The organism is Streptomonospora sediminis, from assembly GCF_054778995.1.
In genome coordinates, this window is the sequence record NZ_BAAGYZ010000005.1 from 176,430 (window position 1) to 190,345 (window position 13,916).

12 protein-coding genes are annotated in these 13,916 nt (G+C 72.6%); 6 read left to right on the forward strand and 6 right to left on the reverse strand.

The window, feature by feature from the left end; all coding sequences use genetic code 11:
* Window positions 1–33 precede the first annotated feature (33 nt).
* From ACYVD5_RS01400 to ACYVD5_RS01420, 5 genes are all read left to right on the forward strand, one after another.
* Entirely contained in the window at window positions 34–2,508 is a 2,475-nt protein-coding gene (locus ACYVD5_RS01400) for a helicase-associated domain-containing protein (protein WP_460998994.1), read from the forward strand.
* A 110-nt stretch (window positions 2,509–2,618) separates the two neighbouring features.
* Window positions 2,619–3,098, forward strand: a complete 480-nt coding sequence (locus tag ACYVD5_RS01405; protein ID WP_460998995.1) for a hypothetical protein — start codon at window positions 2,619–2,621, stop codon at window positions 3,096–3,098.
* 146 nt (window positions 3,099–3,244) lie between these two features.
* Window positions 3,245–3,706, forward strand: coding sequence for a CD225/dispanin family protein (locus ACYVD5_RS01410; RefSeq protein ID WP_460998996.1), 462 nt, complete (start codon window positions 3,245–3,247; stop codon window positions 3,704–3,706).
* 189 nt (window positions 3,707–3,895) lie between these two features.
* On the forward strand, window positions 3,896–4,480 hold the full coding sequence (locus ACYVD5_RS01415) for a hypothetical protein (RefSeq protein WP_460998997.1): 585 nt from the start codon (window positions 3,896–3,898) through the stop codon (window positions 4,478–4,480).
* Between the two features lie 248 nt (window positions 4,481–4,728).
* Entirely contained in the window at window positions 4,729–6,375 is a 1,647-nt protein-coding gene (locus ACYVD5_RS01420) for a DNA repair helicase XPB (RefSeq protein WP_460998998.1), read from the forward strand.
* A gap of 90 nt (window positions 6,376–6,465) precedes the next feature.
* Here the strand turns inward: ACYVD5_RS01420 and ACYVD5_RS01425 are convergent, their stop codons facing one another.
* Both ACYVD5_RS01425 and ACYVD5_RS01430 read right to left on the reverse strand, forming a co-directional pair.
* On the reverse strand, window positions 6,466–7,449 hold the full coding sequence (locus ACYVD5_RS01425) for an FkbM family methyltransferase (RefSeq protein ID WP_460998999.1): 984 nt from the start codon (window positions 7,447–7,449) through the stop codon (window positions 6,466–6,468).
* Between the two features lie 213 nt (window positions 7,450–7,662).
* Window positions 7,663–7,959, reverse strand: coding sequence for a hypothetical protein (locus tag ACYVD5_RS01430; RefSeq protein ID WP_460999000.1), 297 nt, complete (start codon window positions 7,957–7,959; stop codon window positions 7,663–7,665).
* Between the two features lie 173 nt (window positions 7,960–8,132).
* Here ACYVD5_RS01430 and ACYVD5_RS01435 point away from each other — a divergent pair, with 173 nt between their 5' ends.
* Window positions 8,133–9,140 carry a R2-like ligand-binding oxidase gene (locus ACYVD5_RS01435; RefSeq protein ID WP_460999001.1) on the forward strand — a complete coding sequence of 336 codons (1,008 nt, stop codon included), beginning with the start codon at window positions 8,133–8,135 and terminating at the stop codon, window positions 9,138–9,140.
* A gap of 39 nt (window positions 9,141–9,179) precedes the next feature.
* Here ACYVD5_RS01435 and ACYVD5_RS01440 read toward each other — a convergent pair whose 3' ends face one another.
* The 4 genes from ACYVD5_RS01440 to groL all read right to left on the reverse strand — a co-directional run bounded on the left by ACYVD5_RS01440 (window position 9,180) and on the right by groL (window position 13,514).
* Window positions 9,180–9,773 carry a phospholipid scramblase-related protein gene (locus ACYVD5_RS01440; RefSeq protein WP_460999002.1) on the reverse strand — a complete coding sequence of 198 codons (594 nt, stop codon included), beginning with the start codon at window positions 9,771–9,773 and terminating at the stop codon, window positions 9,180–9,182.
* Between the two features lie 224 nt (window positions 9,774–9,997).
* Window positions 9,998–10,483: a DoxX family protein gene (locus tag ACYVD5_RS01445; RefSeq protein ID WP_460999003.1), complete on the reverse strand. Its 486-nt coding sequence runs from the start codon at window positions 10,481–10,483 to the stop codon at window positions 9,998–10,000.
* Between the two features lie 318 nt (window positions 10,484–10,801).
* Window positions 10,802–11,587: a maleylpyruvate isomerase family mycothiol-dependent enzyme gene (locus ACYVD5_RS01450; protein ID WP_460999004.1), complete on the reverse strand. Its 786-nt coding sequence runs from the start codon at window positions 11,585–11,587 to the stop codon at window positions 10,802–10,804.
* Window positions 11,588–11,885: 298 nt separating this feature from the next.
* Window positions 11,886–13,514, reverse strand: a complete 1,629-nt coding sequence (gene groL / locus ACYVD5_RS01455) for a chaperonin GroEL (RefSeq protein ID WP_460999005.1) — start codon at window positions 13,512–13,514, stop codon at window positions 11,886–11,888.
* Window positions 13,515–13,916 lie beyond the last annotated feature (402 nt).

Genomic DNA, 13,916 nt, shown 5'->3' on the forward strand with positions numbered 1-13,916 from the left:
GGCCGGCGCCGCCATCGCATAGCGTTGAAGGCGATGATCGACGACGCGGATGCGGGAAGCGGCGCCGGCGGGCGCCCTCGCACGTTCACCGCATGGCTGCGGAACCGGTCCGACGCGCAACTGGCCGCGCTCTTCGCGCTGCGCCCGGACCTGGTCACCCCCGTCCCCGCCGACATCGGCGCGCTCGCAGCACGCGCCACGGCGCGCCCCGCCGTGCTGCGCGTGCTCGACCGGTCGGACCGGTTCGGGCTGCAGGTGCTGGAGGGCCTGGTGGCGCTGGGCGACGACCGCCTCGGCGGCCCGCCCGGTGTGCAGCGCGGCAGCCTCTTCGCAGCGCTGGCCGCCCCCGCCGAACGGCTCGACGAAACACTTGCGGGAATGCTGGACGCCGCCCTGGTGTGGGAGGACGGCGAGCGCCTGCGGCCGGTCAGCATCCTCGCCGACATCCTGCCCACCCCCGCGGGTCTGGGCCCCCCGCTGCGTGCGCTGCTGCGCGAACGCCCGGCGGAGTCACTGGAGCCCGTCGCCGCGGCCCTGGGCCTGAGCGCCCGCAACACCGCCGACGGCCCCGCCGAACGCATCGCCGCCGCCCTGGAGGAGCCGCGGCGGCTCGACCGCGCGCTGGCCACCGCCGGCGGCGATGCGCGGCCGGTGCTCGACCGGTTGCTGTGGGGGCCGCCGCAGGGCACCGTCTCGGGCGCCGCCGACCGGGGCAGCAGCCTCGCCGCCGCGGCCTCGCCCATCGACCGGCTGCTGGCCCTGGGCCTGCTCGTGCCCGCCGCCGCCGACACCGTCGCCCTGCCCCGCGAAGTCGCCCTGCACCTGCGCGGCGGCGTCCTGTTCCGCGAGGTCGAGCCCGAGCCCCCGGCGCTGACCGGCGACCGGCCCGGCGCGACCACGGTGGTGCGCTCGGCCGCCGGACAGGCTTTCACCGCGATCCGCACGGTCGCAGAGATGCTGGAGCGCTGGGCCGAGGACCCGCCCGGTGTACTGCGCAGCGGCGGGTTGGGCGCGCGCGACCTGCGCCGCAGCGCACGCGAACTCGACACCGACGAGGACGCGGTCGCGCTGTTCGCCGAGACCGCCCGCGCCGCCGGGCTGCTCGCGGCAGGCGGCGACGTCGACGGCGAATGGCTGCCCACCCCCGAGTTCGACCTGTGGCGCGAGGCCCCCGCCGAACGCCGGTGGCTGCGGCTGGCCGACGCCTGGCTGCGTTCCACCCGGGTCGCCTCGCTCAACGGCACCAAGGACTCCCGCGGCCGCGCCCGCACGGCGCTGGGCGAAGGGCTCGACCGGCGCTCGGCGCCCGACGTGCGGCTGGACGTGCTCGGTGCGTTGGCGGCCGCACCCGAGGGTTTGGCGCCCGGCGAGGACCCGGTCGCGGCCCGGCTGGCCTGGCAGCGGCCGCGCCGCCAGGGCCCGGCCTATGCCGCGCTCGTCTCCGCGGCGCTGCACGAGGCGGCGCTGCTGGGCCTGACCGGGCGCGGCGCGCTGGCGCCGCACGCCCGCGCGCTGGTCGAGGAGTTGGACGCCGAGGACACCCCGCTCGCCGAACGCCGCAAGACCGCGGCCGGCGAACTGCTGGCGGCCGAACTCCCCGAACCGCTGGAGACCATCCTGGTGCAGGGCGACCTCACCGCCGTGGCGCCCGGGCCGCTGGTACCCCGCCTCGCCCGCGAACTGGCGCTGGCCGCCGACATCGAGTCGACCGGCGGCGCGACCGTGTACCGGTTCACCGAGGGATCCATCCGCCGCGCCCTCGACGCCGGGCGCGGCGCCGACGACCTCACCGCGCTGCTGGAGCGGCACTCCTCGACCGAGCTGCCGCAGCCGCTGCGGTACCTGATCGGCGACGTCGCCCGGCGGCACGGGAGGCTGCGTATCGGCACCGCCTCCAGCTACCTGCGCTGCGACGAACCCTCGGTCCTGGACCAGCTGGCAGGCGACCGGCGGGCAGGCGACCTGGAACTGTTCCGGCTGGCCCCCACGGTGGTCGCCAGCCGCACCCCCCGGCCGGTGCTGATGGGCCGGTTGGAGGAGCTGGGCTACCACCCGGTGGCCGAGGCCGCCGACGGCACCGTGCAGCTCACCGGAGCCACGGCGCGGCGCGCCGAGCCCGCCTCCGGTACCCCGGCCGGCCGCGAACTGGACGAGCCCGCGGCGCCCGGCGCGGAACTGCGCATGGCGGCGGTGCGGGCGGTGCGCGCAGGCGACGAGGCGGCCACCACCGCCCGCCGCCCCGTCGCCGCACCCGACGGTGCGCCCCCGCGGTCGCCCACCACCGCGGCGCTGACCGCGCTGTCGGAGGCCGCTACCCAGGGCCGGCGCGTGTGGATCGGCTATCTGGATGCCGAGGGCCGCGCCAGCAGCCGCATCGTCGAACCCGCCCGGGTCGAGGGCGGCTTCCTCACCGCTTACGACGCCACCCGCGCCGCCGTCCACCGCTTTGCCGTGCACCGCATCACCGGCGTGGCCGATCTGGACTCCGCCGCGGACCGGGACGCCTGACCGGCAGGGCCGTGCCGGGGCGCGGCTGCCGGTTCTAGGGGCGCTTGCCGGGCGGTAGCGTGCGCTGCATCCGCCACCCGCTGCCCCCTCCCCAGAAAATTGGAGCGCCGATGGCCGCGTCGCAATCCGCGCCCACCTCGCCGGTGCAGGCCCCGCCGGCTCACCGGCCGCTCCGCCACCTGGCGGCCGTGCTGGTGACCGGTGCGCTGTGCCTGGCCGCCGGGCACGCGGTCGGCTCCAGCGGCCTGCCTGTCGGCGACCTGCTGAGCGAGGAGGTGCAGCGGATCTCCTCGACCGAGGACGGTATGCGCTACGACACCGGCACCGCCGGTGCGACGAAGGAGGATCGGCTACCGGTCGAAGCGGTGCTGCTGCGCCACTCCCGCCTGGGCGGCGGGAAATACGAGCTGCGCCTGGGCCACCATCCCAGCATGCTCTACCACGGCGTCGAGGTGCCCACCGGCACGGGCTATGACGGCGGCCGGTTGCGCATCACCGGTGCCGACTGGGGCCCCGAGCGGGTCACCGTGCACCTCAGCAACGGCTACACGCTCGGGGTGGGCAGCGACCGGTTCGCCGGCCTGCGCTGACCCGCTCGGGCGGGAGCGGCCGCACCGGCGGGGGCCGATGGCCTAGATTGCTGCTGGGACGGGCACCTCTTCCGGTGGGCCGGCGGGATGGTCGCCGGAGGCGCAACCGGCCCGCGAACCGAGCGAGAGAGGGATAGGCACCCCCCATGAGCAACCAGTCGCTGCCGCCCGGTGCATCCTCGCCGCGCGAGGACCCGCCGAGCGGCGACCGCGACCGCCGCCCCCGCGAGCGGAGCCGCGAGGACACCGGCGGCGGTTCGGCACGGGAGCCGGACCGCCGCGACCGCGACCGCGGCCGCTACGACGACCGCGACGAGCCTGCGCCGCCGCCCTCCGGCGCCAGCAGCCCGACCATGGCGCTGATCCTGCACGCGCTGACGTGCTTGTTCTGCTTCAACTGGATCTTCGGCATCATCGGGATCGTCTTCGCCATACGCGCCGGCCACAAGCGCGACCAAGGCCGCTACACCGAGGCCGAGACCCTCACCCGCTACTCCTGGTACAGCCTGGGCGCGGCCGCGGTGATGCTCTTCGTGATGCTGGTGCTGAGCCTGTGGCTGTTCACCCAGGCGGGCTCGCTGTTCGAAGGTGTGGTCTCGAACTACTAGCGCATGTTCGGTGGGTCGCCCGCGGTGTCGCACCGGCCCTTCAGCGGGCGCTTGGCCCCCGGGCCGGTGCGCCGACTACGCTGGCACCAGGACCGGGCTTATCCGCGGCCGGGCCGCGGCGGGCCGCTGGGCCCGGCAGGTGCGGCGGTCCTGCTTCGCCAGGGCGAACGCGAAAGGCGGGCGAGACCGATGAGCGACTTCTGGAGTCGGCCCGGCTCCTACTGGGAGTCCGAGCCGGCGGGTTCGACCGGGCTCGGACCGCCGCCGGGCCGCTACACCGCGGGCGGCGCAGCGCCGCAGGACCCGTTCGCCCCGGTACCGCCGGGACAACACGGGCAACAGGGACAGCCGGGCCGACCGCAGCCGGCCGGTTACGGCGCCGCTGCGCAGACCGGGTCCTTCGGCCGCCCCGGTGCCGCCCACCCCGCGCCGCAGCCCGGTGCGGGCGCCGCTCCCGGCGGGCTGCCCGCCCCGATGCCGCGGTTCCCGCCGCCTTCGCAGCCGCCGGCCCGCGTGGGCAGCGCCGTCGCCGCCCTGCTGTGCGCCGTGCTCACCCTGCTGTTCCCGCTGCTGTTCCTCGCACTGGGCTTTCCCGTGCTGACACTGCTGGTGAACGTGCCGGCCATCGCGTTCGGCATCGTGGCGCTCACCCGCACCGGCGACCCCATGGAGGTCGAGCGCTTCATCCGCTACACCTGGGCGTGCACGTTCGTGTATCTGGCGCTGATGGGTGTGATCCTCGCCGCGGCGATCTTGGTCATCATGTCGCTCTAGCCACCGCCCGACCGTCCCGGACCCGCCCCGCCCGCCGGCCCCGAGCGGCCGTTGCCGCGGCCCCTGCCGGGCTGCGGCCGGTGCTGGCGTGCAGGTGAGCGGTCCCGCCCCGGCCGCCGCACGCTGCGCGTAGGGTTGGAGCGTTGCCGCGGCCGCGGGCATATCGCCGACCGTTGCGGCGTTGCACGCCGTGGCGCGCCCCCCGGGGGCGAGCGACCGCCCGCCGAGACCCCTGCTGCGAGGTACGTGTGTCCTGCCTGATCGTCCAGTCCGACAAGACCCTGCTGCTCGAAGTCGACCACGAACTGGCCGACGAGTGCCGCCGCGCGATCGCACCGTTCGCGGAGCTGGAGCGTGCCCCCGAGCACGTGCACACCTACCGCGTGACCCCCTTGGCGCTGTGGAACGCGCGCGCCGCCGGCCATGACGCCGAGCAGGTCGTCGACGCCTTCATCAACTACTCCCGCTTCCCCGTGCCGCACTCGCTGCTGGTCGACATCGCCGAGACCATGGACCGCTACGGCCGGTTGCGCCTGCAGACCGACCCCGACCACGGGCTCGTGCTGCACGCGTTGGACACCGCCGTGCTGGAGGAAGTGGTCCGCGCCAAGAAGGTCAAGGGGATGCTCGCCGACCGGGTCGACGAAAGCACGGTCGCCGTCCACCCCAGCGAACGCGGCAACCTCAAGCAGGCGCTGCTCAAGCTCGGCTGGCCGGCCGAGGACCACGCGGGCTATGTCGACGGCGAGGCGCACGCCATCGACCTCGCCGAGGGCGACTGGGAGCTGCGCGGCTACCAGCGTGCCGCCGCCGACAGCTTCTACGCCGGCGGCTCGGGCGTGGTGGTGCTGCCCTGCGGCGCGGGCAAGACCATCGTTGGAGCGGCCGCGATGTCGCTGGCCAAGTCGACCACGCTGATCCTGGTCACCAACACCGTCTCGGTGCACCAGTGGCGCAGCGAGCTCCTGCGCCGCACCACGCTCACCGAGGACGAGATCGGCGAGTACTCGGGCACCCGCAAGGACATCCGCCCCGTCACCATCGCCACGTACCAGGTCATGGCCGCCCGCAAGAAGGGCGTGCACAGCCACCTGGAGCTGTTCGAGGCGCGCGACTGGGGCCTGGTCATCTACGACGAGGTGCACCTGCTGCCCGCCCCCATCTTCCGGATGACCGCTGATCTGCAGGCCCGGCGCCGCCTGGGGCTGACCGCCACCCTGGTGCGCGAGGACGGCCGCGAAGGCGACGTGTTCTCCCTCATCGGCCCCAAGCGCTACGACGCGCCCTGGAAGGAGATGGAGAACCAGGGCTGGATCGCCCCCGCCGACTGCGTCGAGGTGCGGGTCAACCTCACCGACTCCGAACGGTTCGCCTACGCAACAGCCGAACCCGAGGACCGCTACCGCTTCTGCGCGTCCTCCGGCGCCAAGACCGAGGTGGTGCGCGAGCTGGTGCGCCGGCACACCGACGAGCCCACCCTGATCATCGGCTCCTACATCGACCAGCTCGACGAGCTGGGCGAGGCGCTGGAAGCACCGGTCATCAAGGGCGAGACCCGGGTCAAGGAGCGCGAGCGCCTGTTCGAGGCGTTCCGTTCCGGCGAACTGCACACGCTGGTCGTTTCCAAGGTCGCCAACTTCTCCATCGACCTGCCCGAGGCGGGCGTGGCCATCCAGGTGTCGGGGTCGTTCGGGTCCCGCCAGGAGGAGGCCCAGCGGCTGGGGCGGCTGCTGCGGCCCAAGTCCGACTCGCGCAGCGCCCGCTTCTACGCGGTTACCGCCCGCGACACCATCGACCAGGACTTCGCGGCCCACCGGCAACGTTTCCTGGCCGAACAGGGCTACGCCTACCGCATCGCCGACGCAGGCGACGTGCTGGCCGGCGACGAACTCTGAGCCCGGCCGGCGCCGCGCACCCCGGCAGCGGGGGTGTTGCGCGCCGGGCGCTCGCCCGCCACGCCGTGTGCCGCCGCGTGCAAGCGCCCCTCAGCGCGTGCCCGACTCCGCAAGCGATCCGGCCGGTGTGCAGTCCTCCAGTGCGCGGTGCCACACGCGGGCGCGTTCCCACAGCGCATCGGTCGGCGGGTTCGGCGCGAAGAGCCACATGCGCTGGTGCGGAGCCGCTCCCCGGGCGTCGATGGCGGTGCGCGCCGGGGCGGGCATGTCCCCGTTCATCTGGTGCCAGGTGTAGCCGAGCGGCCCCAGCAGCTCCATCAGGCGCTCCTCGGCGCCGCTGCCCGGCAGGACTTCGCAGAACACCCATGGGCGGGACTCGCGCAGCACCTCGCGTCCCCCGGCCACCACGTCGGGCTCGGTGGACTCGGTGTCGATCTTGATGACGGCCGGCGACGTGCCGGTGTGCTCGCACCAGCGGGAGAGCGTGTCGGTCCGCACCTGGAGCCGGGCGGCTTCCGGGCGGAAACCGGACGCAAGCGAGTTCGACGCGTCCGACACCGACGAGACCGCGAGCACGGCGCTCCCGCCGCGGTCGTTCATCGCCAATTCCACCACGTCGACGGGCAGACCGTTGTGCGCCGCCAGGTCCCGCGCTGCCGCCGCGACGTGCGGCGTGGGTTCGAAGGCGTACACGGCGCGGCGGCAGCGCGCTGCGGCGAGCAGGCCGTACAGCCCCACGTTCGCGCCCACGTCGAGCACCGCACCCGGGCGCGCATGCTCCAACACGGCCAGGAAGCAGGCGAGGGTCTCGGGTTCGAAGCCGGCGAGCCCGGCCTTTTCGAGCTTGCGCGGCACCCAGAGGCCGCGGTGGGCCCGGACCGACAGCGCCGCCGGTTCGGTGCCGGGGGCGTCGGCGGGACGGGGCAGCGCCAGTTCGAAGCCGCGGCTCGGCGGCGGCAGCGGCTTCCGCCCGATCCCGCCCAAGCGCCGCGGGAGCCGGCGGCGGAGCCGCCGTGCCGCCTGGCGCACCAGCGGGTGGCGCCGGGCAAAGCCGCGCATCCGGTTCGCGACCACAGCAACCTCCAGGAGGCTGATATGCGGAGGTGTTCACGGTGGGGGATGCGGCGCCCCGCGGGCGCCTCGCACAGTGTGGCCGGATGTGTACGGGCCGCGGGACCCCGGCGCGCGGGTTTTCCGAGGTGCTCACCGGCCTGTCACCACACGTCCACCTGCGGGCGGGCGGACGGCCTTGGGGCGGGCGGGTTTCAGGGCTACGGGGCTACACGGCTACAGCGGCGGCAGCGCGCCCAGCACCATGGTGAATCCGGCCAGGCACCAGGCGATCAGCGAGTAGCCGAGGGTCTGCGTGCGCAGCGCCGGGTTGCGGCGCACTGCGGGTGTGGCGAACGCGGCCGCCATGAGCACCAGCGCGAGTGTCGCCGGCAGGAGCGAGGCGATCACGAACAGGCCCTCTTGTTCGGCGCAGGACGCGTAGCCGGATGTGCCCGGATCGCCGCAGAACACGTGGCCTCCCGGTTGGCGCGACGCACAGATGAACAGCCCGAGCGCCCGCTGGGGGTCCAAAGCGGATCCCGCCGCCGTTTCCGGCGAACGAGGCGCGGCCGCGGGGCGCACGTCCGACCGTATCGCGGTTGGCAGCGGCCTCGCGCCGCGGGAGCGCCCCATTCCCGCGGCACACACCTTTACACAGCAGCGGCTCGGGTCCAATGATGGTGCGGGACAACACGGAGGTGCCCATGCCCGAACCAGTCGACTGCGCCGCGACCGACTCGCCCCCCGAACACCGCAGCGGCTTCCACTCGCTGCGCGCCCGCGGCCTCAACTGGGACTCCTTCCCCCTGCGGCTGTTCGCAAAAGGAAACGCGAAGTTCTGGAACCCGCGGGACATCGACATGAGCCGCGACGCGGCGGACTGGCGGAACCTGCCCGAGGAGGCGCGGTTCCGGATCAAACGGCTCTGCGCCCTTTTCGTCGCCGGTGAAGAGGCGGTCACCGAGGACATCCAGCCGTTCATCCGCGCCATGGCCGCCGAAGGCCGCCTCGGCGACGAGATGTACCTGACCCAGTTCGCGTTCGAGGAGGCCAAGCACGTCCAGGTGTTCCGGATGTGGCTGGACGCGGTGGGCATCACCGAGGACCTGCACTCCCACGTCGACGGCGACCCCGGCTACCGCGCCCTGTTCTACTCCGAGCTGCCCGCCTCGCTGAACGCGCTGGCCGAGGATCCCAGCCCCCGCAACCAGGTGCGCGCGTCGGTTACCTACAACCACATCATCGAAGGCTCCCTGGCGCTGACCGGCTACCACGCCTGGAACCACACCTGCACCGCCCGCGGCATCTTCCCGGGCATGCGGGAGATCATCAAGCGCATCGGCGACGACGAGCGCAGGCACATGGCCTGGGGAACCTTCACCTGCCGGCGCCACGTGGCAGCCGACCCCGCGAACTGGGACGTGGTCTCCGAGCGGCTGAACGAGCTGCTGCCCTACGTCACCGCGGTGGTCCAGGGCGGCGACGAACCCGAGCCCAGCGAGGAGGAGAAGCAGTACATGCTCTCCGACCAGGAGCTGACGGACTACGCGACCGACCGGGCGCTGCGCCGCCTCGGGGCCATCGAGACCGCGCGCGGCACACCCCTGTCGCGCATCGACGTCGACGCCTCGCCCGAGGAACTGGAGGAACGGTTCGGCGAGGAGGACCGCGCCCACATGGCGCGGGCGAGCGGCCGGCCGGCCCAGGCGTGAACGCGCGGAGCCCGGAAAACCCGGTAGCAACCCGGTCGGCTAGCGCTTGCCTTCCAGCAGCACCAGATCGATGGTGATGCCCGAGGCGACCACCAGGGTTTTCAGCGGTTCCGGCAGGTTCGGGTAGCGCGGCCACAACACGTAGGTGTCGGCGGCGGTGAAGAACTCGCCGACGTCGGGGAACTGCCGGTTGACCCGGGCGACCTCGTGCTCCTGGTGGTCGGCCACCTGGAAGTCGAAGCCGAAGACGTTCCCGCTGATCGTGCCGATGTGCCGCTTCCACGGGTCCAGCAGCCTGAAGCCGGCTTTGAAGAACTTGAAGTCCTGGTCGATGTAGCCGATCGGCCGACCGTCGGGCTGGGCGATCAAGGTGGTCGCGGTGAACATCGCCCACGACTTCTCGATGTAGAGCCGCGGCCGCCGCCACGCGTCGTTCACCATCAGCTTGCGCTGGAACCCCGCGGTGTTGCCGACCGCGAACCGCAGCGCCTGCATGCCGCCGCTCAGGCCGACCTCGTGCACGTGGGCGATGTGGTGGCCGAACCGGTCGTAGCAGTGGTACTCCGACTCGTCGATGAAGAAGCGCTTGGGCTGCTTGACCACGATCGGTGCCGTGTTGAAAAAATCCTGCACGGTGCGGTTGGACGCCGGCGACGGCTGGGCGGTTCCGGCTGATTGCCGGATTTCCCGGCTTCCAGCTTCCCGGCTTGCCGTATGGCCGGCGTCTTCCCCGGATCCGCGGATTGCCGGGGGCCGGTAGCGCCGGGGACCCCGGCCCCCGGAGCCCCCGGCGCTACCGGCCGGCCCCCGGAGCCCCCGGCGCTACCGGCCGGCCGACGGGTTGCCCGCCGCTGCGCTCAAGCCGCGCCCGCGCGGTGGGCGGGCCGGTCCGCACCGGAGCCGTCGGAGCCGCCGGCGCGGGCCAGCAACGCGTCGATACTGAACCGGCCCGGGCCGCACACCACCAGCAGCAGGCCGACCGCGGACAGCACCATGACGTACTCGTAGCCGTTGTTGGCCACCATCAGCCCCGCGGAGCTGTGCACGAAGAACCAGGCGCCGAGCATGTTGAAGGTGAGCACGGCCGCACCGAGCCGTGTCAGCACGCCCAGCAGGACCAGCGCACCGCAGATCGGCTCGCCGTAGGCCAGGTAGGGGGCGACGAGGTCCGGCAGCGGAATCCCCATCTCGCGCAGCCCCGGGGCGATGTGGGCGGCGCGGGCCACATCCATGTTGGCCAGCCTGTCCCAGCCGTGGCCGATGAAGACCACGCCGATACAGATCCGCAGCAGCAGGAACACCGCGTCGTTCAGAACAGGATTCGAGCGCACCAGGTATTTCATCGGGGACTCCATTGCACGGGGTATTACGCCATTTACGGCGGATGGTACTCGATGCGGAAATACCGATTGGCCGGATAACCGCAGCGCATGGCGGGCCCCGACCCGCAGGAATCGAGCCCCTTCCTGCTGCTTCGGACACGCAACCCGATCGCACTTCGCGAACAAAGCCGGTGACATGGCAGATGCCCATCTGCGGCACACAAAATTGTGACCAACAACACGCCTGCACATCCGTTCGGCGGGGCCGGTGCGGCGGGCGACGCGCCGGCCCTGCAGAAATGCCGGGATTTCAAAGCTGAGACAGTCATTTCTGCATGATCATCGCCGTGCAGGGCTTAGAGCATCGCGGGCAGCGCCGGCAGCACGGCGGCGGGGTCGCCGACCGGGGTGCCGCCGCGGTGCACGGTGAGGCGGGCGCCGTCGGCGCGGCCCGAGAGCCACGCGAGGAGTTCGCCCGCCGGGCCCTGGGCGGTCACCGCGGGGCCCGCGGCGGCGCCGATGCGGTACTCGGTGCCGGTCGGTCGCGGTGTCGCGGAGCAGGACGGGCGGCAGTTCTTCGTCGGCGGCGAAGCGCTCGGTCAGTTTCCGGGTCTCAACTTCGACGAATTCGGTGGGCCAGTCGCCGGGGCCGTAGCCCAGGTCCAGGTCGACGTGGTGGTACTCCACCTCGGCCAGCCGCAGCCACGGGACCCGCCCGGCAGGGAAGACCAGCCCGGAGCGGTGCTTGAGTTCGAAGGACCACGCCTGTGCGGGGAAATCCCGGATGACCTCGGCTATCCGATCGGCCGTGTCCTTGAGGTCGGCGGCCTGGTCCTCGGGGCCCCGCGCGGCGCCGTCCTCGATGTCGCGTTCGCGGGCCTCGGCGCTGGGGTACATGCCGGCCTGGCGGTTCTCGCGCGCGCCCTCCATCATCCGGAGCATCGCTTCGGCGCTGCGCGAGACGTGCGCCAGCACGTGGCCGCGCGTCCATCCGGGCAGTAGCGAAGGGTCCCCGATCTGGTCGGGGCGGATGTCGACCGCCGTCTGCAGCAGGCGGCCGGTGGCTGCTTCCACGGCGCCGAGCACTGCCGTGGGGTCGTCGGGGCGGATCCGGGATGCGGTCATGGTGGACTTACTCCTGTGCTGGTCGCCGCGCCTCCGCCGCGGCGCGCGCCGCGGCCGTGCGGACCGTGCCCTGCTCGCTCAGCGCACCGCGGAGGCGGACCTGACGCTACCACCGGCACCCCCGGCGATCGCGGCGCAGGCGCCGGTTCGGCCAGTCGGCGGGTGGACCGTTCGGCAGGCGGGCGGTTCGCACCCCCGCAAACGCCGAATCGGGCGGCCCCCATGGGTGGGGACCGCCCGATCGTCGCAGGCGAAGCGGGTTCGCGTATCGGACTCGCGGACCTCCGGGTGGAGGGTCCTAGAAGTCCATACCGCCCATGCCGCCGGCGTCCGGAGCGGCCGCAGCGGCCTTCTCCGGCTTCTCGGCGATGACGGCCTCGGTGGTGAGGAACAGGCCCGCGATGGAGCCCGCGTTCTGCAGCGCGGAACGGGTGACCTTGGTCGGGTCGATGACGCCGTCCTTGAACAGGTCGGTGTACTCGCCCGTGGCCGCGTTCAGCCCGATGCCGGCTTCGAGGTTCTTCACCTTCTCCGCAACAACGCCGCCCTCAAGGCCGGAGTTGATGGCGATCTGCTTCAGCGGCTCCTCGATCGCGCGGCGCACGATGTCGGCGCCGATCGACTCGTCGCCCTGCAGGTCCAGCTTCTCGAAGGCGGGAACGCCGGCCTGGAGCAGCGCCACGCCACCGCCGGGCAGCATGCCCTCTTCAACGGCGGCCTTGGCGTTGCGGACCGCGTCTTCGATGCGGTGCTTGCGCTCCTTGAGCTCGACCTCGGTGGCGGCACCGGCCTTGATGACCGCGACGCCGCCGGCCAGGCGCGCCAGGCGCTCCTGCAGCTTCTCGCGGTCGTAGTCGGAGTCGGTGCGCTCGATCTCGTTGCGGATCTCGCTGACACGGCCGGAGATGGTGGAGGCGTCGCCGGAACCGTCGACGATGGTGGTCTCGTCCTTGGTGACGACGACCTTGCGGGCGCGGCCGAGCATGTCCAGCTCGGTGTTCTCCAGCTTCAGCCCCACCTCTTCGGTGATGACCTGGCCGCCGGTCAGCACGGCGATGTCCTCAAGCTGGGCCTTGCGGCGGTCGCCGAAGCCCGGGGCCTTCACGGCGACGGACTTGAAGGTGCCGCGCACCTTGTTGACCACCAGGGTCTGCAGAGCGGCGCTCTCGACGTCCTCGGCGATGACCATCAGCGGACGGCCCGCCTGCAGGACCTTCTCGACGATGGGGAGGAAGTCGTTGTTGTTGGAGATCTTCTGGTTGGCGATGAGGATGTAGGGGTCCTCAAGCACCGTCTCCATGCGCTCCAGGTCGGTGGCGAAGTAGGGCGAGATGTAGCCCTTGTCGAAGCGCATACCCTCGGCGAGCTCAAGCTCCAGCCCGAAGGTCTGGCCCTCCTCGACCGTGATGACGCCTTCCTTGCCGACCTTGTCCATGGCCTCGGCGATGGCGTCGCCGATCTGGGAGTCGCCGGCCGAGATCGAGGCGGTGGAGGCGATCTGCTCCTTGGTCTCGACGTCCTTGGAGAGGTTGGCCAGTTCCTCGCTGATGCGGGTGACGGCCGACTCGATGCCGCGCTTCAGGCCGACCGGGTTGGCGCCGGCCGCGACGTTGCGCAGGCCCTCGCGCACCATGGCCTGGGCGAGCACGGTGGCGGTGGTGGTGCCGTCACCGGCGACGTCGTCGGTCTTCTTGGCGACCTCCTTGACGAGCTCGGCCCCGATCTTCTCCCAGGGGTCCTCGAGCTCGATTTCCTTGGCGATGGAGACACCGTCGTTGGTGATGGTGGGGGCGCCCCACTTCTTCTCCAGCACCACGTTGCGGCCCTTCGGGCCAAGCGTGACCTTTACTGCGTCAGCAAGCTGGTTCATGCCGCGCTCGAGGCCGCGGCGGGCCTCCTCGTCGAACGCGATCAGTTTGGCTGCCATAGACTTCCTGTCCTCCCGAGACCGGGCTGATACGCGAAGGTACGAGCCGACGCCCGCGACGGACGACCGCGGTGGACCCGGGCAACCCCTCTGCCGGAGACCGCGGCCTCATCGCCTCGAACCAGTGATTAGCACTCCGGTTCGCAGAGTGCTAACGAACCTATTTTTAGCACTCTCCCCATGCGAGTGCAAACGCCTTCGCCAGAGTTCTCCGCAGGGTTACCCGCAGGTCAACGCCGCCTGCCCGCGCGCCCGCCCGTGTCCGCCGCCGGCCGGCGGCCGGTCCCCTACGCAGCACAAAGCCCGCGCCGTGCCTCCGGGGAGGCGCGGCGCGGGCTGCGGCAGGCGGCGCGGCCGCGCGCAAACCGGGCTCGGCCGGGCCGTACACCGGCGGGGCCGAAC

Bases quoted from the DNA above. Each gene is read 5' to 3' on its own strand.
- groL (WP_460999005.1), bottom strand. From the start codon at position 13,514: ATGGCAGCCAAACTGATCGCGTTCGACGAGGAGGCCCGCCGCGGCCTC.
- ACYVD5_RS01445 (WP_460999003.1), bottom strand. From the start codon at position 10,483: ATGAAATACCTGGTGCGCTCGAATCCTGTTCTGAACGACGCGGTGTTC.
- ACYVD5_RS01435 (WP_460999001.1), top strand. From the start codon at position 8,133: ATGCCCGAACCAGTCGACTGCGCCGCGACCGACTCGCCCCCCGAACAC.
- ACYVD5_RS01410 (WP_460998996.1), top strand. From the start codon at position 3,245: ATGAGCAACCAGTCGCTGCCGCCCGGTGCATCCTCGCCGCGCGAGGAC.
- ACYVD5_RS01450 (WP_460999004.1), bottom strand. From the start codon at position 11,587: ATGACCGCATCCCGGATCCGCCCCGACGACCCCACGGCAGTGCTCGGC.
- ACYVD5_RS01405 (WP_460998995.1), top strand. From the start codon at position 2,619: ATGGCCGCGTCGCAATCCGCGCCCACCTCGCCGGTGCAGGCCCCGCCG.
- ACYVD5_RS01415 (WP_460998997.1), top strand. From the start codon at position 3,896: ATGAGCGACTTCTGGAGTCGGCCCGGCTCCTACTGGGAGTCCGAGCCG.
- ACYVD5_RS01400 (WP_460998994.1), top strand. From the start codon at position 34: ATGATCGACGACGCGGATGCGGGAAGCGGCGCCGGCGGGCGCCCTCGC.